The 25579-nt window shown below is 47.0% G+C and carries 20 protein-coding genes; 7 read left to right on the top strand and 13 right to left on the bottom strand.

Annotation, left to right across the window (positions count from 1 at the left end; translation table 11 throughout):
• Positions 1-144 precede the first annotated feature (144 nt).
• Positions 145-597 (top strand): GNAT family N-acetyltransferase, encoded by a 453-nt coding sequence (locus tag KOD92_RS20200; RefSeq protein WP_215235405.1) that lies wholly within the window; start codon positions 145-147, stop codon positions 595-597.
• Between the two features lie 66 nt (positions 598-663).
• Here KOD92_RS20200 and KOD92_RS20195 read toward each other — a convergent pair whose 3' ends face one another.
• Together KOD92_RS20195 and KOD92_RS20190 are read right to left on the bottom strand one after the other, a co-directional pair.
• Positions 664-1074 (bottom strand): hypothetical protein, encoded by a 411-nt coding sequence (locus tag KOD92_RS20195; RefSeq protein ID WP_215235404.1) that lies wholly within the window; start codon positions 1072-1074, stop codon positions 664-666.
• Between the two features lie 157 nt (positions 1075-1231).
• On the bottom strand, positions 1232-1975 hold the full coding sequence (locus KOD92_RS20190; protein WP_215235403.1) for a lysophospholipid acyltransferase family protein: 744 nt from the start codon (positions 1973-1975) through the stop codon (positions 1232-1234).
• 142 nt (positions 1976-2117) lie between these two features.
• Here KOD92_RS20190 and KOD92_RS20185 point away from each other — a divergent pair, with 142 nt between their 5' ends.
• The gene (locus KOD92_RS20185) at positions 2118-3104 is read left to right on the top strand and encodes an acyl-ACP desaturase (protein ID WP_215235402.1); all 987 of its coding nucleotides are present in this window, start codon (positions 2118-2120) and stop codon (positions 3102-3104) included.
• A 50-nt stretch (positions 3105-3154) separates the two neighbouring features.
• On the opposite strand, the gene KOD92_RS20180 is transcribed toward KOD92_RS20185, so the two are convergent.
• The 10 genes from KOD92_RS20180 to iolB form a co-directional block, all read right to left on the bottom strand.
• Positions 3155-5146 (bottom strand): T9SS type B sorting domain-containing protein, encoded by a 1992-nt coding sequence (locus KOD92_RS20180; RefSeq protein WP_215235401.1) that lies wholly within the window; start codon positions 5144-5146, stop codon positions 3155-3157.
• A gap of 158 nt (positions 5147-5304) precedes the next feature.
• Positions 5305-6759, bottom strand: a complete 1455-nt coding sequence (locus tag KOD92_RS20175) for a S41 family peptidase (protein WP_229254768.1) — start codon at positions 6757-6759, stop codon at positions 5305-5307.
• A gap of 185 nt (positions 6760-6944) precedes the next feature.
• A complete protein-coding gene (gene iolE / locus KOD92_RS20170) occupies positions 6945-7847 on the bottom strand; it encodes a myo-inosose-2 dehydratase (RefSeq protein ID WP_215235400.1) in 903 nt (300 codons plus the stop codon).
• Between the two features lie 131 nt (positions 7848-7978).
• On the bottom strand, positions 7979-9844 hold the full coding sequence (iolD, locus tag KOD92_RS20165; protein WP_215235399.1) for a 3D-(3,5/4)-trihydroxycyclohexane-1,2-dione acylhydrolase (decyclizing): 1866 nt from the start codon (positions 9842-9844) through the stop codon (positions 7979-7981).
• 29 nt (positions 9845-9873) lie between these two features.
• Complete coding sequence (locus KOD92_RS20160) at positions 9874-10824, bottom strand: class II fructose-bisphosphate aldolase (protein ID WP_215235398.1); 951 nt, start codon at positions 10822-10824, stop codon at positions 9874-9876.
• A gap of 123 nt (positions 10825-10947) precedes the next feature.
• Complete coding sequence (locus tag KOD92_RS20155; protein WP_215235397.1) at positions 10948-12561, bottom strand: sodium/sugar symporter; 1614 nt, start codon at positions 12559-12561, stop codon at positions 10948-10950.
• An 85-nt stretch (positions 12562-12646) separates the two neighbouring features.
• The gene (gene iolG / locus KOD92_RS20150; RefSeq protein WP_215235396.1) at positions 12647-13675 is read right to left on the bottom strand and encodes an inositol 2-dehydrogenase; all 1029 of its coding nucleotides are present in this window, start codon (positions 13673-13675) and stop codon (positions 12647-12649) included.
• A gap of 72 nt (positions 13676-13747) precedes the next feature.
• Positions 13748-15214: a CoA-acylating methylmalonate-semialdehyde dehydrogenase gene (locus KOD92_RS20145; protein ID WP_215235395.1), complete on the bottom strand. Its 1467-nt coding sequence runs from the start codon at positions 15212-15214 to the stop codon at positions 13748-13750.
• A 190-nt stretch (positions 15215-15404) separates the two neighbouring features.
• Positions 15405-16412 carry a 5-dehydro-2-deoxygluconokinase gene (gene iolC / locus KOD92_RS20140; protein ID WP_215235394.1) on the bottom strand — a complete coding sequence of 336 codons (1008 nt, stop codon included), beginning with the start codon at positions 16410-16412 and terminating at the stop codon, positions 15405-15407.
• A 167-nt stretch (positions 16413-16579) separates the two neighbouring features.
• A complete protein-coding gene (gene iolB, locus KOD92_RS20135) occupies positions 16580-17440 on the bottom strand; it encodes a 5-deoxy-glucuronate isomerase (protein WP_215235393.1) in 861 nt (286 codons plus the stop codon).
• A gap of 125 nt (positions 17441-17565) precedes the next feature.
• Here iolB and KOD92_RS20130 point away from each other — a divergent pair, with 125 nt between their 5' ends.
• The 5 genes from KOD92_RS20130 (at position 17566) to KOD92_RS20110 (ending at position 23828) form a co-directional block, all read left to right on the top strand.
• Positions 17566-18597: a LacI family DNA-binding transcriptional regulator gene (locus KOD92_RS20130; protein ID WP_215235392.1), complete on the top strand. Its 1032-nt coding sequence runs from the start codon at positions 17566-17568 to the stop codon at positions 18595-18597.
• 73 nt (positions 18598-18670) lie between these two features.
• Entirely contained in the window at positions 18671-21343 is a 2673-nt protein-coding gene (locus tag KOD92_RS20125) for a DUF3857 domain-containing protein (protein ID WP_215235391.1), read from the top strand.
• A 39-nt stretch (positions 21344-21382) separates the two neighbouring features.
• The gene (locus tag KOD92_RS20120) at positions 21383-22270 is read left to right on the top strand and encodes a helix-turn-helix domain-containing protein (RefSeq protein WP_215235390.1); all 888 of its coding nucleotides are present in this window, start codon (positions 21383-21385) and stop codon (positions 22268-22270) included.
• Positions 22271-22360: 90 nt separating this feature from the next.
• Positions 22361-23362 (top strand): aldo/keto reductase, encoded by a 1002-nt coding sequence (locus KOD92_RS20115; RefSeq protein WP_215235389.1) that lies wholly within the window; start codon positions 22361-22363, stop codon positions 23360-23362.
• A 175-nt stretch (positions 23363-23537) separates the two neighbouring features.
• Positions 23538-23828, top strand: coding sequence for a helix-turn-helix domain-containing protein (locus KOD92_RS20110; RefSeq protein ID WP_215235388.1), 291 nt, complete (start codon positions 23538-23540; stop codon positions 23826-23828).
• Positions 23829-23877: 49 nt separating this feature from the next.
• Here KOD92_RS20110 and KOD92_RS20105 read toward each other — a convergent pair whose 3' ends face one another.
• A complete protein-coding gene (locus KOD92_RS20105) occupies positions 23878-25569 on the bottom strand; it encodes a RagB/SusD family nutrient uptake outer membrane protein (RefSeq protein ID WP_215235387.1) in 1692 nt (563 codons plus the stop codon).
• Positions 25570-25579 lie beyond the last annotated feature (10 nt).

The following is a 25579-nucleotide window of genomic DNA, read 5'->3' as shown; positions in this document are numbered from 1 at the left end:
TGTATATCCAGCCCATTGTTTTGTGAGTAGGTAAAATGTCCTGGGAGAATATTAGCAGAGATAAAGCCGGGCACGTGATACTCTGGCCTGAGAAATAGTTTATTTTTGCTGTCGACAAATTATTACTCAACATACGGATAGCAAATGAATCAGAACCACCTCCAAATCCGGGCAGCTACTGCCGAAGACCGTGAAATAGCTTATAAAATGATATGCGGACTGGAAAATATGGTTTTGGACCGGCAGAATTTCAACGTTGTATTTGACAGAAACCTAAAAAATAATAACATCCGTTACTTCCTGGCATTTTATGAAAATGTCGCTGTGGGTATTGTCAGTTGTCATATTCAGTCTTTGCTGCACCATGCTGCACTGGTTTCTGAAATTCAGGAAATGTATGTGGAGCCGGAATTCCGGTCTCAGAATATCGGCAGCGTATTGATCGCACGGGCTATTGATTTTGCCAGAAAAGCAGGTGCTGTGCAAATGGAAGTAACTTCCCGCAGCACCAGGGAGCAAGCCCACCGGTTTTACGAGCAGGCGGGGTTTGAGAAGTCGCACGTAAAGCTGGTGCGTTATTTTAAAAATGAAGAATAAAAAAAGCGCCGGACCAATGATCCGGCGCTTTTTGCATTACCCTAAACCTTCAACTGCCATAAGAACTTAATATCTGTTTCTGCGCTCGCGAGCCCAGCCCTCACCCCGGCGGCTGCTCAGCCTTTGCGTATCGGCCATCAATCTTTCCAGATCGTGGCGAATGATTTTTGATTCACGCGGCGACAATCTTCCGCGACGGCTGAAACTGCGCTCTCTGGCCTCAATTCTTTCATATTGGCCAATTAATGCATTTGCTTCCCGGGAATTAAGTGTGCCCCGCTGTACACCCTGCGCGATTTGCTGGCGCGCCTGCCGCTGCATATAGTTGATATCCGATCCGTGCCTGTTTCTGTCACTATGATCGTAACGGTCGCGGTTGTCGTAGCGATCGCGACCGTCGTGGCGGGGACCATATTGTGCAGAAGCTGATGTGAATCCAAAAGCAAGTAATGCGACGGCAAAAAGTATCTTTTTCATGACCAATAAATGTTAAAGTTCGTGGGTTAGAGAGCCGCGAACCACATAGGTTTAAAGTGCCATTGTTAACAATTGTTAAGGCAAGTAAACCCCTAAAAAGTCATGGAAATTGACCTTACTTTTGATAAGTAAGTGATTGAAAACCAGCTTGAAGCAGCTAGTTGGTAGTAATGCGGATTTTTTTTCTGATTTCTTCCTGCGCCTCAGCGAGTATCTCTTCAACCTTTCTTCCGGTCGGTTCAATACCCGGCAGCACCGTCCAGCTCAGGTTGGAAAATGATTTCAGCGGAAAAATTCCTTTCGGGTTAAATGCGCCGGTTCCATCGATTGCAATCGGCACGATCAGCGCATCGGGTGCACGTTTTAATAGAGTAGCAACACCGCCGGTCACGAATGGTCGCATGATCCCGGAGGCGGTGCGGGTTCCTTCGGGGAAAATGATAACCGAAGCTTTTTCGTCCTGGATCAGCTTGCCCAGCCGGGCGATCTCTGTGACAGCCTGCTTACCGTCCTTGCGATTGATCAGCGCCGCGCCGCTTTTCCGCAAATTGTAGGAGATGCCTGGAACACCTTTTGCAAGCTCTATTTTGGAAACAAATCTTGGGTGATATTTTCTCAGAAACCAATACACAGCCGCAATATCAAAACTGCTCTGGTGATTAGCGACAAATATGATCGGGCGGTTATCGGGCAGTTCGGTAAGGTTGATTAGATTAATCCGGGCGCCGGTAAGATACAGGCCATAGGTAAGGGAAAAATTCATGTAATCGACCACCACCTTATGTGCCTTCTTTCCGAATATATTGAAAGCAACCGCCTGGACTACGTGGAATATCAAAAGCGTTAATCCGAAATGCACGAGATAAAGGCTGCCAAGGAGGTAATCGAGGATTTTTTTCATTCTTATTTTTTCTGCAAAAATAGCCTAAAACTGTTTTGTTTTATCCCAAAATCTGGAATTCGAAATGACGTTTGTCATATAAAACTTACAGATTTATGACGTTATTTGTAAAATATAACTGAGCGTTTTAAACGAATTGACAATGGACACCGCACTTTCAGCAGAAAGGCTAGAAGTCATGAAACATTTGGGGAAAGATCTGGATGGGCTGATAGCTGAATATTTAAAACCAATCGACCAGAACTGGCAGCCTGCTGATTTTCTCCCGGATTCAAGGAATGAAGATTTCTTCCGTGAGGTAAAATTGTTACAGGAAAGCTGCCGTGATTTACCATACGATTATATGGCTGTCCTGATCGGGGATACCATTACTGAGGAAGCATTACCAACCTACGAATCCTGGCTGATGGATGTGATCGGGGTGAATCAGGTAGGCGAGCCAGAATCCGGCTGGGTAAAGTGGGTAAGAGCATGGACTGCCGAGGAAAACCGCCACGGCGACCTGCTCAACAAGTACCTGTATCTCTCGGGCCGCGTAAATATGCGTGCGATGGAGGTTTCCACACAATACCTGATCGCCGACGGTTTCGACATCGGGACGGATCGCGACCCTTATCGCAACTTTATATATACCTCTTTCCAGGAGCTTGCGACCAACGTTTCACACCGGCGTACTGCTACTTTGGCCAAAAAATTCGGTAACCCGCATTTATCCAAAATATGCGGCGTAATTGCTTCCGATGAGGCGCGTCACGCAAAGGCTTACAAAACTTTTGTATCGCGTATTCTGGAAGTGGATCCTTCGGAAATGGTCATAGCTTTGGAAGATATGATGAAAAAGAAGATCGTAATGCCTGCGCATTTCATGCGGGAATCGGGCGTGAAGATGGGGGATACCTTCGCCCATTTCTCCGACGCGGCGCAGCGTTTAGGCGTTTATACAACGATCGATTATATTGAAATACTCGAAAGCTTGCTGGTAGAATGGGAGCTGGGTACGCTCGGTGGAATTAATGAAAAAGCGGAGAAAGCGAGGGACTATCTGATGGCTTTGCCTTCAAGATTAAGACGGATCGCAGACCGTACCCGCATTCCTGAACTTGCTTACGAATTCAGCTGGATCAGCTAAAAATAATATCAGATTGAATAGTAACGCCCTTTCTCCGGAAGGGCGTTTTTTTATTTAATGAGCAGCACCGAACCCTTCCGGGTAATCACTTTTCCTTTCAGTGAAGTCCCTTCAATTTCCCAAACATAAGTCCCATTGACCGGATTCGCACCTTTGTACCTACCGTCCCAGCCATTATTAATCTGGTCTGTGTAAAATACTACCTCGCCCCAACGGTTATAGATCTTAAAATACTTGATCGTAGCCATTTCAGACAGAACAGGTAACAGTACTTCGTTTTTTCCGTCACCGTTCGGTGTAAATGCGCCAGGAATAGAGATGTTCTCCGTTTTCTTGACAGACAAATTAACCGTAGCACTTCCTTTGCAGCCATTTGGTCCCGTCAATTCTACCGAATAGGACCTATTGTCCCGCACAATCGCGACCGGGCTCTGGCTTGCCGGATTATTCAATCCCTCGGGCGGTGCCCACGCGAAAACCGCGCCATTCAGGTCCATTATCTGCGGCGACGAAGCGGTAAGCTGGTAAGGAACATTGTATTCTACCACCGCGTCGGGTGTTACGTTCACCTGCACTTTTGGTGCAACTGCTACAATAACCGTGTCTGATTTTGAGCACGAGCCTTTTATTGCTGTCACAACATATTCGGTAGTTTCAACCGGTGACGCCACCGGCGTTTTCGAAGCGGGATCATCGAGTCCCAGCGCCGGCGACCAGTTATATTGTTGTCCGTTTCCGGAGGCGTTCAGGCTGATCGATTCACCAAAGCAAACTGTCGTATCGGCCATCGCAGTCAATTCAATATCTCCATTGAACTCAACTACCATATCCTTCGCAATCGTACAGTCGTTCTGGTCTTTTACAAAAAACCGGTAATTCCCGATCGGTACCACAAACACGGAATCTGTCTGGTAGTTGACCGAATCGATCGAATACTGGTAAGGCTCAATACCTTCAAGGCCGCGGAGTGTAATGGTACCTTTTTCCCCCAGCTCACAATTGCCCGAAACAATCGTACTCGTCAGGTCCAAACTGCTGATCACAGCCTGTTTTCGGTTATAAAGCTCATTTCCGCAAGCTTCATTTACGACAGTCAGCGCCACGTTTTTTGAACCACCGGTATCCCAGCTCACTACATACGGGCCCATTCCTGAACCTGAAATGACTCTCGCTCCATCCCATTCCCAATTAAAAGTGTAACCCGCTGCCGGCGAAGGCAGGATGCCGGTGTATTGTACCGTGATATTCCGCGGGAAGCCGCAGCTTGGGTTTGGGGAAATGGAAAAGTCGGCGTATGCGTTAATGTTGGCGACGAAGCAAATATCCTTGAAAGTGCTGTCGACATCTGTTTGTGCGAAATACTTATTCGTGAAAGACAAGTAAGCAAAATTGGCAGTCCCCGATTCGCAGGGCTTCTGCGCATCGTCACGAAACAGGTAGATCGGCGTTCCGGCTTTACCTACATATTTACCCTCCGAATCGTCATAGGACGTGAAAAGCGTATTGTCCACATACACATTCATAATGCCCGTTTGTCCGTTTCGGGTAAAAGTCAGCAGGTAATAGGTGGATTTGTTGAAAAACGGACAAGCGCCGGTAATGCCGGAAGGGTAAAAATCGAGACAGCGATCGGTTGAGCCCGGGGTACTTTTAAAGTAAATCCCCTCATCCAGCGTACCATTGGAGAAGTCGATAATTCGCGCCCAAATGTTACCCCAATCCGTAACCTTAATGTACATCTGGATGGAGTAAGTATCCGTGATCGCGCCTTCCGAATTAGGGTACATCAGCCCCCAGTTCATATTATTCTGGTACACTTTCCGCTGCACACCGCACGGAAGCCGGTCGTCTACATAAGTCCCTTCCTGTGGATTGGCCTGGCAAGAACCCAATGCTTTCCAGGGTTCTAAGCCCGGCCCGCATTCCGGTTTTGCAACTGCGAGATCTTCGTAAAAACGGTAAGTGTGACGCACGGATTGGCTGACTGCCGCATGAGCCAGGCAAAATATCAAAAGTAACGCAGAGTAAATGCTGAACTTCATATCACAGCCACAGCCGGTAGGAGAAATCGTGAGTAGAAAGGAGCATAAAAGTACTTGAAACGCGTTGAAAATGCCTATTGCCTCTTGATTTTTTGTTTTGATTCAATAAAAAAAAGAGGCCGTTGAAGACCTCTTTTCACGTATATCGCCAGCTGCAGTTATTGCGTGACAGGTGTCAGCTTGCCCGTTCTGATCATGAGGTTTCGCGGCTCCTGCAAGTTGTCTCTCAGCGTTTTTCTAAATGCATTCACTGTTTTGACAGCCCCGGTTCGCAGGTTTCCACTTGCGGGTACACCCATTACATCGAGCGCTTTCCGCATTAATGTTTCATTTTCATCTCCAAAAGGCAGGTAAGGGACTTGGGAATCCTCTACAAAATAATCGGGCGTCATACCATTCACAGTACCGTAGTCCGACTGCCCGTTTGCATTTACCGTCCGGCCGAGCATCACGTACGCACCCCAGTTCCAGCGTTCCTGATCATCATTGATCAGCGAGCCGAACAGATTTTTTCCGGCAGTATTCTCACCGATCGTAATTACCTCCATGTAAGGTTCCAAACCATTGATAACCAACTCGCTGGCAGAAGCGGTACCATTTGAAGTAAGCACAAATACCCGGTTTAGGTTCGCGCCAATATTGTTCGTTTCACCACTGAATTTATAGCTGAGCGCCTCGGCACCCTTGGTGCGCTGCCAGTAAGCGTTGTATTTGTCGTTCCACTCTTCTTTGTAAAATACTTTTGAAGTAGAAATATTCTTCCCGATCAACGAAGCCAGCGTTTTCGCAGAACTGATATACCCGCCACCATTGAGTCGAAAGTCAAGCACCAGCTCATTCACACCTTTACTTTTGAAATCCGCAAAAATCTGGCGCAGTTCGTTGTCATATTTCTCTTCATCGGCCGCGGTACCCGGAACAAACTGGGTGTAAACAATATAACCGATCGTTTTTCCGTAAGTTGGCCGGGAAATAACGCTCGAAAACGCGACAGGATCTTCTGTTACTTCCGCTTTGGTGATCGACACAGTCTTATTAGTTGGGATAATCGACGTGCCTTCGACGGTACCGAGGGTAAATGAGACAGTTTCGGCATTGGAGAGAAGGTTTACATAATTCGCTTCCGTGAGTTGCGTTCCATTCACTTTCAATAAGATATCGCCCCTTTTAAGTCCTGCCGCATCTGCCGGGCTGCCTTTGACAACGTGGTTCAAAAAAGCGCCGATATTCGACTTGCTATTGTCAATATAAGAAAGTGCATAGCTGAGACCGAACACTTTACTGATTCCATTGAATTCGTTTTGAAGTGCGTCGAAATCATTGGTCACGCCAGAAAAACGATCAACGGTCGCTCGCTGAAAGACCAGTTTCTCGAAATATTCATTTGGATTAACATTTGCATTCAGACTCGCTTCGGTCGGCATTTCCTTGTACCAGAAGTACGCGTCGTTCATGATCTCGTACAACCAGCTATTAATCGCCGCATAATCAGAAACGGCCGTAGAATCGACTGTTGTACTCACTTCCGGCGCCACTTCCTTATCCTTGCAAGCCCCCAGCAACAGCCCCGCTGCCAGGACATATAAAAAACTCAACTTATTAAAACGAAGCATATTAGTAGGTTAAAATGAAGTATAACTGCTATATCATAAGCAGGTTTGGGATTTGAAGTACATTAACGAATCTGAAATGTAATACGTATGTGAGGGAGGGAATGTGGCGGAAGAAGATCATTTTCCGACAAAGTTTGGAAACAAAAAGAGCCCCGAAGGGCTCTGAGAAAATCCAATGAGACTAGTTAAATCCCGGTCAATCCCCTGAAAAAATTCCGGGCGATGATTGCGTATTCCAGCGGGTTGGCTTTTGCCGGGTCTTGTTCGGCTTCGAGGACGATCCAGCCGTGATAATCGCTTTCCTTGATGATCGCGAAAAGGGACGGAAAATCAATGCAGCCTTCTGCGTCACCCGGAACAGTAAATACGCCGTTCTTAACAGCTGTCAAAAAGCTAAGCCGCTCGTCGTGAACGCGCTGCAAAATATTCGGGCGGACATCTTTCAGGTGAATATGTGCTGTCCTGCCAATATATTTCTGTAAAGCAACAACAGGATCTTCGCCCGCAAAATGGAAATGCCCGCAATCGTAGTTTAAAAACACGTTTTCCGAATCTGTTTCATTAAGCAGCCTGTCGGTTTCCGCGATGGTCTGAATGCAGGTTCCCATGTGGTGGTGGAACGCGAGTTTCATCCCGCGGTCGCGCGCAATTTTACCCAGCTCATTCAGCCCGAATGTAAAGCTGTCCCATTCGTCTTTTGAATTCAGCATTCCTTTTCCTTCAAAAACCGGAATATCCATGCTCCCCTGACAGCTATTCCCGGTTTCGCCGCCACCGATCACTTTCGCTCCCATTACTTCCAAGAAATCAAGCAGTTCGGTGAAATTCTTGCGGTTTTCCGCAAAGCTTTTGGTGGTGAGCTCGTAGCTGTTCCATTGGTTGCAGATCTGCAATCCTCTCATTTCCAATGCTTTTTTCAGTACATTGATCTCGCGTGGAAACTTGTTGCCCACTTCACAACCAGTAAATCCCGCCAGCGCCATTTCGCTCACGCACTGTTCAAAAGTATTCTCGCCGCCCAGTTCAGGCATATCGTCGTTAGTCCAGTTAATAGGAGCAACACCCAGTTTAATGTTCTCGAAGTTCATGATTTTGGAGGATGGAGGAAGGAGGAAAGGAGGAAGTTTAATCTTCAAATCTTTCAGCAATCCGCACCCCGTTTTAATGATTCACTAATTCTCTATTCTCTTGTTCATTTTCCCTCCTCCCTTTCCTCCCTTCACAAAAACGCCCTCTGCGTCTTCTTATTCTCGCGATAAGTTTCAAACGCCTTTTGCACGCTTTCTGATTCGGAGACTTCGGCTACCGGGACTTCCCACCACGCGTGGTAGCCTTTGACGGTGCGGTACAGGCTGGTTTCGATGTAGATAACGGTAAGGCGGTTGGCAGTTTTGGAGGCGGCTAAGGCTGCTTCCAGTGAAGTTTTATCAGTTGCCCGGATCACATTCGCACCCAGACTTTCTGCATTTTTCGCCAGGTCGACGGGTAAGAAACCACCGGATAATTGTCCAGAAGTTTCTTCACGATATTGATACATCGTTCCAAAACGCTCGCTTCCAATACTCTCCGACAAGCCGCCGATACTTGCGAAACCGTTGTTATTTAAAAGCAAAATCGTGAACCGCACACCCTCCTGAATCGCAGTTACTATCTCGCTATTGTTCATCAAATAGCCCCCGTCGCCACAGATAACGTATATTTCCCGGCTCGGATCAGCCATTTTCGCTCCTAAACCTGCTGCGATTTCGTAACCCATGCACGAGAAACCGTATTCCAAATGGAAATTCTTAGGGTCAGTCGCGCGCCATAACTTGTGCAAATCGCCCGGAGCACTACCGGAAGCATTGATCATCACGTCACGGTCATCCATGAAGCTATTTAGTGTTCCGATCACAACCGCCTGATCAATAGGAGGGGCGGTACTGTTACCGTCCAGATAAATCTGTGTCACCTCATCGTCCCAGGCTTTGTTCATATCCGCAACGCGCTGGCGGTAGGATGAATCTACCTGAAAATCAGCTAGTAAACAGGAAAGTTCTTCCAAAATCACCTTTGCGTCACCGACCACCGGCAAAGCTGCATGCTTAAAAGCATCGAATTCGCTGATGTTAATATTAATAAATCTGACGTCCGGATTTTTGAAAATGGACTTGGAAGCAGTTGTAAAATCGCTGTATCGCGTGCCGATCCCGATTACCAGATCAGCTTCATTGGCAATTTCAATCGCATATTTGGTACCCGTCGCACCTAGTCCGCCGACGCAATACGGAGCATCATAGCGAACTGACCCTTTTCCCGCGAACGTCTCGCCGACCGGAATGCCTGTTTTGGTAGCAAATTGGTGAAGGGTTTCACTTGCTCCGCTATAAATAGCGCCTCCGCCAGAAACGATCACCGGATTTTTGCTCGTTTTGATCCATTCCGCAGCTTTTTGAATCGTAGCCAGATCCGGGCGCGGGCGACCTACGTGCCACACTCTTTTTTGAAAAAGTGTTTCCGGAAAATCGTAAGCGTGCGTTTGCACATCCTGCGGCATTGATAGGGTAACCGCGCCCATTTCGGACTGTGAAGTCAAAACGCGCATTACCTCCGGTAGCGAGTAAATAAGCTGTTCCGGTCTGTTAATGCGGTCCCAGTATTTCGAAACGGGTTTGAAACAATCGTTGACAGAAATATCCTGTGTCACCGCACTTTCAAGCTGCTGCAAAACCGGATTCGGCTCGCGGGTAGCGAAAATGTCACCGGGCAAAAGTAAAACCGGCAGTCTGTTAATAGTAGCCAGCGCAGCGCCAGTGATCATATTTGTAGCGCCTGGGCCGATAGAAGTAGTGCAAACAAACGCGCCCAGCCTGTTTTTTACTTTGGCATAAGCAACCGCAGTATGTACCATCGATTGTTCATTCCGGCATTGATAATAACGGAAATCCGGATTCTGCTGCAAAGCCTGTCCCAGTCCGGCCACGTTACCATGACCAAAAATCCCGAAACAGCCGCCAAAATACGGTTCCTCTATACCGTCCCGCTCAATATATTGATTCTTTAAAAACGTAATTGTAGCCTGCGCTACGGTAAGTCTTCTGGTCATAATCTTGAAATTTATTCTCCCACTCAGGTTCAGGAATTGCTGGTTTTGAAGTCTCCGGCTCTGTTTGCACAGCCAAACAAATCGAATTTTTTCAGCATAAACTTTTTGTATTCTTCCATAAAAATCTTCCCCGGTGTAGTAGGCGCAAATTCTTCCGGCTTATCCCTGAAAAACTCGCGATTTACCATTGTCCAGAGCAAACGTGTATCTGTCGCTATATTGATCTTGCAGATTCCCAGCGGAATAGCCTTTCTTATTTCATCTTCCTGAACTCCCTTTGCATCCGTTTTCAGTTTTCCTCCGGCCGCATTAATACGTCCGATTACTTCGGGAATTACATTGGATCCGCCGTGCAGTACGAGCGGAAAACCGGGTAATCTTTTTTGAATTTCTTCCAAAATCTGAAACTGCAAACCCTGTCCACCTGAAAATTTGTAAGCGCCGTGACTCGTACCCACCGCAATCGCCAGACTGTCGCAATCTGTTGCTTTTACAAAATCTTCCACTTGCTGCGGATTGGTATAAAATGAATGCGCCGCGTCGATTGTCAGATCATCTTCGACTCCCGCCAAAACCCCCAATTCAGCTTCTACACTAATGTTTTTAGCGTGCGCCTTCGCCACAACAGCTTTGGTTCTTTCAATGTTTTTGTCAAAATCATCATGCGACGCATCGATCATTACGGAGGTATAGCCGCCTTTTTGAATTGCGTCAAAAATGTGTGCTTCATACCCATGGTCCATGTGAATCGAGTAGGTTACATCGGGATAGATTCGTGCGGCGGCGCCGATCATGGATAAGAGCATTTCGGGGTGCGCATAATCCCTTGCAAAAGGCGTAGTTTGAACAATAAACGGCGCCTGAGCCTCCTGCGCCGCCGCAAACAAACCATGGATTTCCTCCATAAAAAACACATTCACCGCCGGAATCGCATAGCGGGAATAGCATTGGGTAAAAAGCTGTTTCGTGGTTAGCAGCATGTTTGGTTGTTGGCTTTTAGCTGTTAGCCTTTAGCTATTGGCTATATTCTTCTGTTTTTAATGCGTATCAGTAATATTGGACTAAAAGCTAACAGCCAAAAGCTAACAGCTAACGGCCAATCCCTACCAAAACACCGTATACAAAGCCGCGATCACGCCGCAAATGAGTACCGATCCGATGACGAAACTTTTGCCGGGCATAAACATGGATTGGCTGATTTCCAAGCTCTTAGGATTGTTTTTACTTTTCGGATCAGCAAGTGAAATCACAACTATTATCACGCACAGTATTACGAAAATGTAGCCCATACGGTCAAGAAACGGTATTTCCGGTGCAAGAAACTTTCCCGCAGTCGACAATGGAATAGTGAGCAATGCGGCTGTAAGCGCGGCGGCGGAAGTGGTTCTTTTCCAGAACATTCCGAGTATGAAAATCGCAAACACGCCCGGCGTAATGAAGCTGCTATATTCCTGAATAAACTGGTAAGCCTGATCCAAAACCCGCAGCTGCGGCGCAATCAATACCCCAATCGCCATGGCCACATAAATCGTATAGCGACCGACTCTGACCAGCTGTTTCTCCGATGCATTCGGGGCAATGTATTGTTTGTAAATATCCAGTGTAAAAATCGTCGAAATACTGTTCGCTTTTCCGGCGAGGGAAGCGACGATTGCCGCCGTAAGTGCTGCAAAGGCCATTCCTTTCAAGCCCGCCGGGAGTAAGTTCAATAGAACCGGGTAAGCGTGATCAGGCTTTACTGCTCCGGTTCCGTCTAGCATTTCTTGCTGAAACATACCATTTTGATACAAAACAAAAGCGGCAATACCCGGAATAACGACGATGATCGGGATCAGTAGTTTGAGTAAAGCAGCGAATAGAATCCCCTTGCGAGCGGTTTTCAAATCGGCCCCCAGGCTGCGCTGAATAATGTATTGATTACAACCAAAATAAGCCAGGTTATTGATCCACATCGCACCGATAATCACCGTCAAGCCTGGCAGGTCTTTGTAAAAAGGACTTTCTTTGGGCAAAATCATGTGAAAATGCGTATCCGCCTGCTCTCTCAGCAAGCCTAATGCATTGAAAATACCCGGTTTATTAAAATGCGTTGACACCAGATCCAGCGCGAGGTAAGTAGTAGCCAGTCCGCCCAAAATGAGCACGATCACCTGCACCACGTCGGTATAGCCGATCACCTTCATCCCGCCGATCGTGATAACGACCGCGAAAACTCCCAGACCGATAATTCCGTAATTAAAATTCAGTCCCGCGGTTACTTCCAGTGCCAGAGCGCCGAGATAGAGAATCGAAGTGAGGTTCACAAAAACATACAGTAAGAGCCAAAAAACGGCCATAATCGTGGCTACGGTAGGATTGTACCTTTCCCGCAGAAACTGGGGCATGGTGTAAATTTTGTTTTTGAGATAAACCGGCAGAATGAAAACGGCCACCACGATCAGTGAAGCCGCAGCCATCCATTCATAAGAAGAAATCGCCAGCCCGATAGCAAATCCCGAGCCGGACATCCCGATAAAGTGCTCGGCGGAGATATTGGAAGCGATAATCGAAGCGCCTATTGCCCAGAATGTGAGGGAACCCTCAGCCAGAAAGTAGTCTGTCGAGCTTACTTCTTTCGCACTTTTTTTCTTGTAAATCCAGTAACCATAAGCAGAAACGCCTATCAGATAAATAAAGAATACAACATAATCCAGCGATTGCAAACCGGTTGTGGACATTCGGGTTTAGAACAATAAGTGACTATAAATGACCAAAAATGACTACTACTGACTACACCTGACAATAAATGACAAAACGTGTTGTTTACACCTCCGCATACTGCAACACCTCACTAATCTTCACGCTCCTGCCTTCTGTCAGTGATTTCATTGCTGCAATGCCGATCGCAGTTGCCATTAATCCATCATGCGCGTCAACCGGCGAAGGCTTGTCGTTTAGCACGCAATCTATAAAAGATTTGAGGCAAACGCGGTACGCAGTTTCATACCTTTCAAGGAAAAAATGAAGCGGAAGTGAGCTGTGGCCGCCATTATCGTCAAAATGAATCAGTGTGTCAGCCGTATTGTTTTCAGCTTTCGCCATTCCTTTTGACCCAAAAATTTCAAGCCGCTGGTCGTAACCGTAAACTGCTTTCCGGCTATTGTCGATCACGCCGATCGCACCATTTTCGAATGTTAAAACGATCACCGCTGTATCAATATCACCAAATTCCTTGATCTCTGGATGGATCAGCGCGTCGCCTTTCACAAAAACTTCTGTCACTTCGCTGCCCACGATAAACCGCGCCATATCGAAGTCGTGGATCGACATATCGAGGAATATGCCGCCAGAGATTTTAAGATATTCCACCGGCGGGGGCGCAGGATCGCGGCTGGTAATGCGCAGAATATGCGGGTCGCCGATCTTGTTGGCTTCGACCAGGGTTCTTACATTATTAAAATTCGCGTCGAACCGGCGGTTGAAACCGAGCATGAGCTTGACATTGTTTTCGGTCACCGCTTTTTCTGCCTCGTGGATCGCTTCCAATGTCACATCCAGCGGTTTTTCGCAGAAGATATGCTTTTTCTGACGAGCTGCCGCCACGGTGTACGGAACGTGAAACGGGGTAGGGGAGCATACGATCACTGCCTCCACATCAGGGTGGTTGATCACATCGTACGCATCGGTAGTAACTTCTTTCACGCCAAGATTCAATGCAAAAGCGTGGGATTCCGGCGAAACGTCGGAAGCGATAATCACCTCTGCATGAGGCATATGATGCACCAGGTTACTCAGGTGTATCTGCCCGATCCGACCAAGTCCGATCACGCCAGTCTTAAGTTTTTTAGCCATTTTGGATACCTTGCCGTCGACTTAAGTCGACGGGTATTGATTAGGGTTAATTGATGTTTTGTTTTTCTTGATTTAGAATTTTCTGTTCCATTCTTTCAGCCAGCGTTCTATCACTACTTTGGTTTGGGTAAAAAATTCTATTGCGTGTTTGCCCTGGCCGTGGAGGTCGCCGTAAAAGCTGTCTTTCCAGCCTGAGAATGGGAATTGCGCGACGGGTGCGGCTACGCCAATGTTAATACCAATATTCCCGGCCTCAGCTTCGTGCCGGAATTTTCTGGCATTGGAGCCGCTGCTGGTGAATATGCAGGCCATATTTCCGTATTTTCCCGCATTGATATAGCGTATCGCTTCGTCAATCGTATTGATATGTACCAGGCTCAATACCGGACCGAATATCTCTGTTGAAGCCAGTTCCCCGTCAAGCGGAATATCTTCAATAATGGTTGGATTAATAAAGTTACCTTGCTCATAACCGTCCACTTTCGCGTTACGTCCGTCGACCAGTAAACGTCCGCCTTCGTTAATACCTCTTTCAATGAGCGTTTGTACGCGGTTTTTACTTTCAGGAGAAATTACCGGACCCATTAAAACGTCGCTGTCGAGTCCAAAACCGGTTTTTCTGGCTTTTGCTGATTCAACCAGACTCTCCGTAATATCCTTGTGATCACCAACTGTAATAATGGTAGAAGCGGCGAGGCAACGCTGGCCCGCGCAGCCGTACACACTGTCGATCACGATCTGGGAAGTCATTTCAATATCCGCATCCGGCAATACAATCACAGGATTTTTGGCGCCGCCCTGTGCTTGCACGCGTTTTCCGTTTGCAGCTCCTTTGGCGTAAACGTGACGAGCGACATTTGAAGAGCCAACGAAGCTAATTGCTTTGATGACAGGATGTTCCAGCAAAGAATCTACAACCTCTCTCGCTCCTTGTACCAGATTCAATACCCCCTTCGGGAGATCCAGCTGCTCCATTAATCCCACGATCTTGGTCATCGTAAGTGGTACCTTTTCGGACGGTTTGATAATATAGCTGTTCCCGCAGGCAAGTGCATAAGGCAAAAACCAGAACGTGATCATCCCCGGAAAGTTAAACGGCGCGATACATGCACAAACGCCCAGCGGCTGCCTGATCATGTATTCGTCAATTCCTTTGGCAATATCTTCTGAAAATTCTCCCTGGATCAAAGTAGGGGTTCCGCAGGCATTTTCCACGTTTTCAATCGCGCGGACAATCTCAGCCCTTGCCTCTATAAAAGTTTTCCCAGATTCAAGCGTGATAGTTTTTGCGATATCGTCGATGTTGTCTTCGAGTAAAGTTTTCAGCTTGAATAAATACTGTACCCGCTTCGAAACCGGCATACTTCTCCATTCCTGGAAACCGCTTTGCGCCGCCGCTGCCGCGTCAGCTACATCCTGCCTGTTACCAAAAGGAACCAGCGCCAATACCTCCTGATTCGCCGGATTGAGCACTTTTTCAAACTGATCTGAATGGCTATCAACCCACTCCCCATTAATATAATTCTGTAATTTTTCCATCCTATCTATCTGTTATCCATGGGCTGAAGCCCACGGCAATTGATTTTTGGGCTTCGCCCTTTTTTGGGCTGAAGCCCTGTTTATTTATTTGATGATTTGCTTTTTTGATTATTTGCCCCTTGCTGCCTATGAGGGCCGCCTTCCTTCCTTCCTTCCTTCCTCCCTTTCCTCCTTCCTCCCTTTCCTCCCCTCACAACCCCCCGTAAGATTCCGTAAACGCCGTCACTTCTTCCAGTGTTGGCATGAAGTTGGCGCAGCCTTCTCTGGTTACTATGATTGCGCCGCAGGCGTTGCCCATTCTTACACTTTTGTATAGATCCCAGTCATTTAATAATCCATAAGAGAACCCAGCACAGAACGCGTCTCCGGCTCCCAGTACATTCAAAACTTCGACCGGAAAGCCTGGTACCTTTACTTCTTCCTTGCCCGGCTGGAAAATGGATGCGCCGTCTTTTCCCCTTTTTACAACCAGCGTTTCTACGCCCGAAGCAAGTATTTCACTAATTCCGTTCTCGATATTTCCTCTGATCTCAGGTGCGGATATCTGCTGGTGTTTGATCAATAATTGTTCTTTATCTGTCAAAAAAGTAGCCAGGATTTCTTCTTCTGTGCCCACTACAATATTGAAACTCCCCAATGCAGCCCGGATTGTAACGCCAAATGCACGCGGGTCGAACCATTGATCGGCCCGGAAGTCAATGTCCAGGAGCCTGATCACGTCATTTTGTTTGGCCAGTTCCAATGCATAAAACATCGCTGTCCGACTTGGATCCTTACTGAATGCAGTTCCTGAAAAAGCAGCCGCTTTGAAATTCTCAAAAGGAATAGCAGCTACGTGATCGATATTGAGATTAATATCAGCGCAGTTTTCGCGATAGTAAACCAGCGGGAAGCGGTCGGGCGGCTCTATGCCCAATACCACTGCGGAACTTCTGGTTCCTTCGATCACCGGTACCCACTCGGTTGAAATGCCTTCTTTATCTAAAAAGTGCTTGATAAAATTTCCGACCTGGTCGTTTCCAATTCCGGTAAGAATAGCAGTTTTCAATCCAAGCCGCTGACTGCCAGTCGCGATATTCAGCGGACAGCCGCCTACGAATGCATTAAACGCTTCAATTTTTTCAAAAGGGCTGCCTACATTCGCTGAATACAAGTCAATAGAAGAGCGGCCGAGGGTTAATAGGTCGAGGGGTTTCATTTGGCTTTGGGTTTTGCTGAAAGCTTTGAACTATTGGCTATTAGCAATTAGCTATTAGCAATTAGGTTTTCTGCTTTCGCTTTAAATTTTAGTATTAAATTCTTATTCATCGACTCCCAGGCCAACAGCTAATAGCTAACAGCTAACAGCTAACAGCTAACAGCTAACTACCCATTCATTTCCGCCGTCACAATCGGTAACCTTGGATCCGAGCCTTTCCAGGTGCCGTAAATCCAGTCGTGGTCGGGGTCGGACGTGTTCGCTAGTGACTGGTCGCTGCCGGCCAGGAAGTTGAGGTAGTAAACATTGTAACCGTGGCCTGCTACTACCGGGTGGTAGCCTTTCGGAACCAGTACCGCTTCGTTGTGTTTCACTCTAACAATCTCATCCAGCGAGCGATCTTCGGTGTAGACCTGCTGAATAGCGTAGCCCTGCGGTTTGTCGATTTTATAAAAATAGATCTCTTCCAGGTTCGCTTCCAGCAAGTTACCGTCGGCATCAACCTTTCTTTCATCGTGCTTATGCGCCGGAAATGAACTCCAATTGCCGGAAGGTGTATATACTTCTACGCAAACGATTTTATGACAATCAAAACCAGGTTCCAGCAAACTGTTTATCTGCCGGTTAGCATTATCTCCCCCGCGGTACTCGATCGCGGCTTCTTCCGGGCGCTTCATTCTGGGTGGGTGATCTTCGTCAGAAAGAACTTTACAGATCGCGATGTCGGTTTGAGCAGATTGTGAAGTGAGGACAAATTCTGTGTTTCTGGAAAGATACATCGCGTGGCCGATGCCGCTAAAAACGTCTTTCCGTCCATTCCGCGTTTCCCAGGTTTGCCCGGCGGCTTCCACTTTAAAATTGCCTCCCAATAAAACAATGCAATATTCGTATTCTCCGGTATTGCCGGATATTTGTTCATTAACATCCAGTATTTTCGCCTCAAAGTTCAAATACGTCCAACCCGATTGTTCGGCTGTCATTGAATGGTAGTTTTTGTCATTTTTCGGCTTGATCAATAAGTCACTCATCGCGGTAATCGAATAGATTTGCACAATGATAGTGTTGTATAAATTAAACACAAAATGTAAATATGTTAATATCGAATGCAAACGTTTGAAAAAATAAATAAGATTTAATCGCCTCTATCCGATCCATGAATTCCTCCCGTCCGATTACTATTAAAGATATTGCACGTCGTTTTCGCTGCTCTCCGTCCACAGTTTCAAGGGCTTTGAACGACCATCCGGCGATCAATGAAGATACCCGCAAGAACATTCAGGAATATGCCCGGGAAGTGGGTTACCAGCGGAATGAAGTGTCTCTCAGCTTGTTAAATAAGAAGACCGCGTCGCTCGGAGTCGTGGTTCCGACGATCAGTAATTACTATGAAACGGCGGTGATCGAGGGCTTGCACACGATTTTGCAGCCACTGGGCTACACGCTTAATATTTGTGTGACCAATGAAAATTATATGCTGGAAAAGGAATATCTCTCCAAACTGCTCTCCAACCGGACCGAAGGGATTTTTCTTTCCGTTTCCCAGGAGACTTATGACTCAGGCTATTACGAACATTTGGAAAGTGTAATCCAGCGAAAAACGCCTCTCATTTTTATTGACCGGGAATATGAGGATTTTGAAACCAGTCGCGCCACGGTCGACGATTACCACGGCGCTTTTGCGGCAGTAGAGCATTTGATCAATATCGGTTACAAAAGGATAGCGCATTTAAAGGGACCAAATGGGCTGACCGTTTCTGAGCAGCGGCTGAAAGGTTATGTGGATTGTTTGAAGAAATACGATATGCCGGTTCAGGAAGAGCTGATTATCAATACCAATTTCAAAGTTGAAAGCGCGATCGTTCCTACCAAAAGATTGCTGGAAATGGCCGCTCCGCCTGATGCTATTTTTGGTGTAAATGATCAGGTGGCGATCGGGGCAATGCGGGTTGTGAAAGACAAAGAACTGAAAATCCCGCAGGAAGTCGGGCTGATCGGGTTTGACAATTCACCTATCTCAGCCTACACTTTTCCCTCACTCACAACCGTCAGCCGGCCCGGTCGCAAGATCGGAATGGAAGCGTCGCGGTTGTTTCTCAATCAGGTCAACGGAGCCGGTGACTTCATTCACGAGAGTATCGTCCTCCCTTCCGAGTTGGTGATCAGGGAATCGACTTTGCGGATTTAAGCTTGTAAATCTTTCAGGCAGAGTGTAGAATTACTTATCTTGGTAAATCCAAAACCTCTATTCTACACTTCGCTTGATTTTTAATTCTACTCTTGCCAGAGTTTCCCTTTCCGCATTGTTTTGCTTGCTGCTGCTTGTATCTCCACTTTTTGCGGCTCCCGGTGTTCAAATTAAGCCTGCACCTGCTTGGGTTATCCCGGTCACCGCTTCCGGCAAACCGGCTTCGGCCAAAGATGTGGCGGGCGGGTACTATCTTGCCTTTTCAGATTATCAGGTAAATCTGGACGAGCAGTCTGTCTACACGCATTATACCAGACAAATCATTTCTGAAAGCGGTATTCAAAACGGATCAGATATTACCGTGGCTTTCGATCCGACTTATGAAAAACTGGATTTTCACCAGGTTACCGTTTGGCGCGACGGGAAAGGTACGTCGCAACTGCAACCGGCAGAAATTAAAATAATGCCGCTGGAAACTGACAGGCAGCGTTTCATTTACAATGGGCACTACACTGCTTCCTTAATTCTGACAGATATCCGCAAAGGCGACCGCATTGAAGTAGCCTATTCCCGCAAAGGCTGGAACCCGGTGTTTCAGGGTAAATACTCAGATTTCCTCCATTTTGATACATTTGACTATACCCAACACCAGCATGTTGCAATTATAGCAGATCAAAAAAGGGCACTGATTTTCAAAGAATTTAATAAGCCTCCAACCCGAAAACTGACTGCCGGCAACGGTAAAAATGTGTACGAGTGGGAGGTAGTAAATATCAAACCTGTTGCCTACGACGACTTTGCGCCGGAGTGGTACAGTAAAAGTCCGTTTGTACAGGTCACCGAATTCAAGAGCTGGAAGGAAGTTGTGGATTGGGGATTAGGCTTTTACGGAGAGACAAAATTGTCCGGTCCGCTCAAAAGCAAAGTGGCCTGTTGGAGAAAAGAAGGCGAGAGCAATTCGGAGTTTATTGGCAAGGTCGTGCGTTTTGTACAGGATGAAATCCGCTATCTCGGCGTCGAAACGGGTGAAAATACGCACCGGCCGCATTCGCCCGGACAGGTGTTCCAGCAGCGTTACGGCGATTGCAAAGACAAGGCATTTTTGCTTTGCGCGATGCTGCGTGACCAGGGAATTGAATGCGATCCAGTGCTGGTAAATACTTATAAAAGAGCACATTTGTCGGAGTTCCTGCCGTCGCCGATCGATTTCAATCACGTGGTAGTGCGCATTGAGGAATTTTCCGGCGTGCCGGGCAGATCGGATACTAAAATCTTCCGGTTTGTAGATCCTACCATCGCATTGCAGGGCGGGAGTTTGAGCACAATCAGTTTTCCACCTTATGGTCAGGGTTTATTGCTGCGAAAAGGACAGATCCAACCGATTTCGATCCCGTTACAGGGTACAGGAAATATTTCAATTACCGAGGATATCTACCTTCCAAAGCGCGGCGACACGCTGATGTCGGGACATATTCAGGTGAAAACCGTTTATTTCGAGTCCCTTGCTGACGAAATACGGTCGATGTTCCAGCAGAATGTAATGTCCAAGACCGAAGACGCTTACCTGAATTACTACCGCGAAATATACAAACACGCGGAACTGGAACTGGCCGATACGCTCACTTATTACGACCAGCGCGACGCCAATAACTTTTCGTTGCTTGAAAATTATGCGCTGAAAAACGCTTGGCAATATGATTCCGTCAGCGGTCGCGCGTATTTTGGGTTGCAGGGAAAAGTGCTTTACGACCAGCTTCGCATTTTACCTAAAAAGTCCGGAAAAGACCCGGTATCCCTGCAATATCCGTATCACAATACCTACAAGATCCGGGTACATATGCCGGAGTATTCGAATATCAAAAAGGAATCGTGGCGGATTGAGCGGGCGGCCTACACGGTTGCTTTCAGCTCGGACTTTGTTCCGAAGGAAGGCGTGTGGGAGCTTTCGTATGAATACAATGTGCTGCAAGATCATGTAGCGGCTGAAAGTGTAGCTGAGTTTCGGGAAGATATGTCCAGACTGACTAAAAACCTCGGTCTGGAACTCCTGGCACCAACCTCAGGGTCATCGTCAGGCAGGTCCCTCAACTGGGTGACGCTGCTGCTTTCCCTGTTTACCGCGGCCGGTTGTGCGTTGCTGCTGCGAAAACTTTATTACTTTTCCCCGCTCAAAGGCCAGGCTTCTGAACCGGCTTTACCTTTTGGCTCCTGGATTTTACTGACCGGGGTTCAAATGGTCCTTCATCCGATTGTCGCTTTCTTTAACCTCGCTTTGTCTGGCGGAATGATCTATTTCAGTACGGTTGGCTGGAATGCAATGTCTGCACAATCGGGTTTAGTGAGCTCTTTATATAAGGTTTCGCTGGTTTTTGAGATCGTCGTTTCCACTGTTATCTTTTGTTTTTCAATCCTGCTTGCGATTTTGTATTTCAAAAAACGCGATTCTTTCCCACAGCTTTTTTCATATTTTCTGATTGGGAATCTGGTTTTTGCGATCGTCGGACTTATTGAGGCGCAGACGATCTATGCAGAAGTCGCAGGGTTTAACGGCGATATTATTTACCAGCAATTTATCAGGGCGCTGATTTCAGCGGCGATCTGGCTGCCGTATTACTATCAGTCCAAGCAGGTCGCGCAGACATTTGTGAATACCTATCCTCCCACCGAGCCTGAGGAATATGTGTATGAAGAAACGCCGGAAGCAGCAGAAAACGATCCCGGAGCAGTTCAGCGCGACGAAGCTTAAAGCGGGTTGCTTTATTCTTTGAAATGATTAATTTTGAAAATGGAGCAGTTCGAAATAGTGCAACGGGCCGAGAGCCGGGCGCCGGACATATTGTTTAAGCCGGCGCAATTCAGGATTTCGGTAGTAGGAGAGGACCAATGCACATTAGCCTCGTACAACCGGCGGGATTTTTATAAAATATCATTGATACTGACCGGTAGAAGCAGATTATTATATGCAAACCGGGGCATCGAAATCGTCGCGCCTGCGCTGGTTTTTACCAATCCGCTGATCCCCTATTCCTGGGAAATGCTGCATGAAGAGCCTTCTGGCTATTTCTGCATTTTGAGCGATTCGTTCCTGCATCATAACGGCCGCACGGAAAATCTGGAAGAGTCACCGCTATTTAAAGTAGGTGGTGATCCGATCTATCACCTGAATTCCGAACAAACCGCTTATCTCGAAAGTATTTTCCAGAGAATCAAGCAGGAAGCTGACAGCGAGTACGTTTTCAAGCTCGATGTAATTCGGAATCAGGTCAGTTTGATTATTCACGAAGCAATCAAAATGCAGCCGGCGCTGGCTTATTTTACACATACCAATGCATCTTCCCGGATTGCAAAACTGTTTCTTACCCTTTTGGAAAAACAATTCCCCGTCGATTCGCCGGAGAATATGCTGAAACTGAAAAAGGCAAGTGATTATGCGGAAAACCTTTCGGTGCATGTAAATCATTTGAATGCTGCTGTACAGGAAGTTACAGGTAGATCAACCACCGCACATATCAATGACCGCCTGCTTACAGAAGCGAAATCTTTACTGCAATATACTACCTGGAGTGTGGCGGATATTGCTTTCAGTCTGGGTTTTGAATATGCTTCCTATTTCAATAATTTCTTCAAAAAGCACACAGGTAACACGCCGCTCGTTTTCAGAAAATCACTTTGAAAACTATAATTTTTGCTTTGAAACTTGTAGCGAGCCGCGAGAGTTGACCTGCTACTTTTGCTCTTGTTAATCATAAACAACAAACGCAAAATGAGAAAGATCAATTTAGGAAGCCAGGGATTTGAAGTACCTGTTCAAGGACTGGGCTGCATGGGCATGACGACCATCGCGGGCGGCGATATATATGGAAAGGCAGATGAAAAAGAGTCGATCGCCACCATTCATCGCGCATTGGAATTGGGTATCAATTTTCTGGATACAGCCGATTTATACGGGCCGCTATTAAACGAGCGCCTGGTCGCCAAAGCGATTTCCGGAAGCAGGGATAAATATATTGTTGCTACCAAATTCGGTTTCGAAGTCGATGATAATGAGCAGCTTACCTGGGGTTTCAACGGAAAGCCGGATTATGTAAGAAAGTCGATCGACAGGTCGCTGCAAAATTTGGGAACGGATTATATTGACTTGTATTACCTGCATCGGCTGGATCCAAATACCCCCATTGAAGATACCGTAGGCGCGATGGCGGAGCTGGTTCAGGCTGGTAAGGTTAAGTATATCGGCTTGTCGGAAGTGTCTGCGGAAACAATACGGAAAGCACATCAGGTTCATCCTATTTCAGCTGTTCAGTCTGAATATTCACTCTTCGAACGCGAGCCCGAGGCAAATGGTGTTTTGGATGTATTGAAAGAGTTGGGGATCGGTTTCGTGGCCTATTCGCCACTTGGACGCGGTTTCATAACGGGCGAATTGAAAAGTCCCGACGATTTTGCTGCGGACGATTTCAGAAGAAGTATCCCACGTTATCAGGGGGAGAATTTTTACAAAAACCTTGATTTGCTGAAAGAAATACAGTCAATCGCTGCTGAAAAGGGCATTACGCCTGCACAACTGGCGCTCGCCTGGGTAGCTTCCAACAATGTCGTCGCCATTCCCGGCACGAAGCGCATTAAATATATTGAAGAAAACGCCGCCGCAACTGAGGTAACATTAACCGCCGAGGAAAAGCAAAAGCTGGAATCCATCGTCCCAATAGGAGCCGCCTCAGGAACCAGATACGAAGCCTCGCAAATGGAATGGGTTAATGTTTGATTAGAAAATGCAAAGGAAAATCAATTGCCGGGGGCTTCAGCCCCCGGACTTATTGATTTGTTTAGATTTAGTTGTGACCGGGAATAATTTGTCAGCAAAATGTGACCTTTCCAGATATTTTACGTCTAATAAGTGAGACTTATGACAGAATATTTTGCAACTAAACCATCAGGCAGTGGACACTAAAAGCTGGACGGAAATAAAGGATGATGTTTATGGGAAAACGGGCACTGAGCGGCGCGATGAGTTAGAGCGGGATGTTTCTGGTTTCAGGATCGGGCTACTCTTAAAAAAAGCGCGGGAGGAAAAGAACCTGACTCAGTCACAGCTCGCGACGATTATTGACAAGAAGCGCGAATTTATTTCCCGAGTGGAGAATGACGGCAGTAATCTCAATCTGAGGACTTTGTATGAGATTGTGGAGAAAGGATTAGGCGGAAAGGTAAGGATCCTGATAGATCTATAAAATCAATTGCCGGGGGCTTCAGCCCCCGGACTTATTGATTTGGTTCTATTTAATAGCTCTCATTCTGAGACAAGTACCCAGGCAAATTCGATGCGCCGTCGATCGCGGTTTGTGGGATTGGGAAAATGCGTTTGTGGACGTCAGAATTGGTTTTTTCAGTCCATTTGCCTTCGTATTTGCCGAAACGAATCATATCTGTACGACGCAGCATTTCCCAGTAAAATTCAAAACCTCTCTCACGGAAAAGAATATCCAGCGTCATGCTCGTGAGTGCCGGAGGAGCCAATGTGGCTGTACGCGAAGCACGTACCAGGTTCACATCTGCCAGCGCGCCGGCTGCATCACCTTTGCGCAATTTCGCTTCCGCGCGCATCAGGTAAATGTCTGCCAGACGAACGATTACAATATCCGCTTCTCCCTTGTTCCGGCCAGTATTCGACTTGCTGCTAAACTCGTACTTCGCTACGCGATAACCCGTGTTGTAGTTGCTGCCGGCAGTTGTGTAGTCAATCAGTTCTGAAAAACTGACAGGCAGATCCGCACGGTTACGCGTTACATATGTAAGCTTTCCTACTTTCAGTTTATTGTCCGCACACCTTGTAAAGGCCCCATTTACACGCAAAGCACCATATTGCTGACCTCGCAGAATACCGCGATTGATCTTGTAATCTGCATCGTTGATACAAGTGTCGGCTGCATTGGTATATATTGACATATTCTGCTGATAAAAACGCGGGTCGCGACTCGGGTCCACGGCGCCGTAAGCCTGCACCCAGGATTGGTAAAAGTCAGAGGTAATACCCGGCCCATCGGTACCGTTTGCAGCAGGGAATTCGGCCAGTGGAAACTGGTCTCCCGAGATCGAAAAGTACGCCATCCGGTTGTGTCCGTTCAGGTCAGCGCGCTGATCCACTGCAAAAATCAGTTCCTGGTTTGTGTGGTTGTTATTTGAAAAAATCGAAAAGTAATCGGCTGACAACTTGGCCTGGCCCGAAGCAATTACCTTGTCGGAATACTGGATCGCTTTGTCCAGATCTTCCGGCCGGAACTCGATCGTAGGCGAATATACATTGCGATATACGCCTGCATTCATATACAACCGAGTAAGCAGACTCCATACTGCGGCCTGATTGAGGCGGCCAGGACCTACTGCTGTTTTGGACTGGACAAGCGGCTCGATTGCAAGCAGTTCGCTTTCAATGTAACTCACGGCTTCTTCTCCTCTTACGATCTTCGAAGTTGTTCCCGGATCTTCTTTGATGAAGGCGATCCCGAACATATCCAGCATAACCAGGTTATAGTAGGCCCGCATTCCCCTCGCCTCAGCAAGATAGATCGCTGCATTCGGATCAGCCGATTCTTTAAAGCCGGTAATCGCAGTAATTGATCTTGAAATGGACTGTACCAGCGTATTCCAGGTATTATTTACATTCGGATCGGTACTGGTAGTATTGTGCTGATGCAGCGCCTGATAAATGCCGTTGTCGCCCCAGTCGGTTCCCCCGCGGTAAGGCAGGATCGCTTCGTCGGTGGTAATTTCCTGTAATGCAAAATAGGTGGTATGCTGGAACAAATTGGGCAAAAGTGCGTAAACCGGCGCTATAAGACCGTTTGCAGCAGCCTGGTCAGATAGTTCGACGCTGAGTGTTTCGTCGAGCACTTCTTCTTTTAAATCCGTGCAGGCATTTGTAAATAACAATAGACCCGCAGCCGTAAATATGAGTGATAATTTCTTTTTCATGAGGTAAATA

This window comes from Dyadobacter linearis (assembly GCF_907165045.1).
Lineage (GTDB): Bacteria > Bacteroidota > Bacteroidia > Cytophagales > Spirosomataceae > Dyadobacter > Dyadobacter linearis.
The sequence above is the reverse complement of the archived record's forward strand: the minus strand, read 5'-3'. Positions and strand labels throughout refer to the sequence as shown.

Coding starts and splice junctions, on each gene's coding strand:
- KOD92_RS20200 (WP_215235405.1), top strand. CDS start 145: ATGAATCAGAACCACCTCCAAATCCGGGCAGCTACTGCCGAAGACCGT.
- KOD92_RS20195 (WP_215235404.1), bottom strand. CDS start 1,074: ATGAAAAAGATACTTTTTGCCGTCGCATTACTTGCTTTTGGATTCACA.
- KOD92_RS20190 (WP_215235403.1), bottom strand. CDS start 1,975: ATGAAAAAAATCCTCGATTACCTCCTTGGCAGCCTTTATCTCGTGCAT.
- KOD92_RS20185 (WP_215235402.1), top strand. CDS start 2,118: ATGGACACCGCACTTTCAGCAGAAAGGCTAGAAGTCATGAAACATTTG.
- KOD92_RS20180 (WP_215235401.1), bottom strand. CDS start 5,146: ATGAAGTTCAGCATTTACTCTGCGTTACTTTTGATATTTTGCCTGGCT.
- KOD92_RS20175 (WP_229254768.1), bottom strand. CDS start 6,759: ATGCTTCGTTTTAATAAGTTGAGTTTTTTATATGTCCTGGCAGCGGGG.
- iolE (WP_215235400.1), bottom strand. CDS start 7,847: ATGAACTTCGAGAACATTAAACTGGGTGTTGCTCCTATTAACTGGACT.
- iolD (WP_215235399.1), bottom strand. CDS start 9,844: ATGACCAGAAGACTTACCGTAGCGCAGGCTACAATTACGTTTTTAAAG.
- KOD92_RS20160 (WP_215235398.1), bottom strand. CDS start 10,824: ATGCTGCTAACCACGAAACAGCTTTTTACCCAATGCTATTCCCGCTAT.
- KOD92_RS20155 (WP_215235397.1), bottom strand. CDS start 12,561: ATGTCCACAACCGGTTTGCAATCGCTGGATTATGTTGTATTCTTTATT.
- iolG (WP_215235396.1), bottom strand. CDS start 13,675: ATGGCTAAAAAACTTAAGACTGGCGTGATCGGACTTGGTCGGATCGGG.
- KOD92_RS20145 (WP_215235395.1), bottom strand. CDS start 15,214: ATGGAAAAATTACAGAATTATATTAATGGGGAGTGGGTTGATAGCCAT.
- iolC (WP_215235394.1), bottom strand. CDS start 16,412: ATGAAACCCCTCGACCTATTAACCCTCGGCCGCTCTTCTATTGACTTG.
- iolB (WP_215235393.1), bottom strand. CDS start 17,440: ATGAGTGACTTATTGATCAAGCCGAAAAATGACAAAAACTACCATTCA.
- KOD92_RS20130 (WP_215235392.1), top strand. CDS start 17,566: ATGAATTCCTCCCGTCCGATTACTATTAAAGATATTGCACGTCGTTTT.
- KOD92_RS20120 (WP_215235390.1), top strand. CDS start 21,383: ATGGAGCAGTTCGAAATAGTGCAACGGGCCGAGAGCCGGGCGCCGGAC.
- KOD92_RS20115 (WP_215235389.1), top strand. CDS start 22,361: ATGAGAAAGATCAATTTAGGAAGCCAGGGATTTGAAGTACCTGTTCAA.
- KOD92_RS20105 (WP_215235387.1), bottom strand. CDS start 25,569: ATGAAAAAGAAATTATCACTCATATTTACGGCTGCGGGTCTATTGTTA.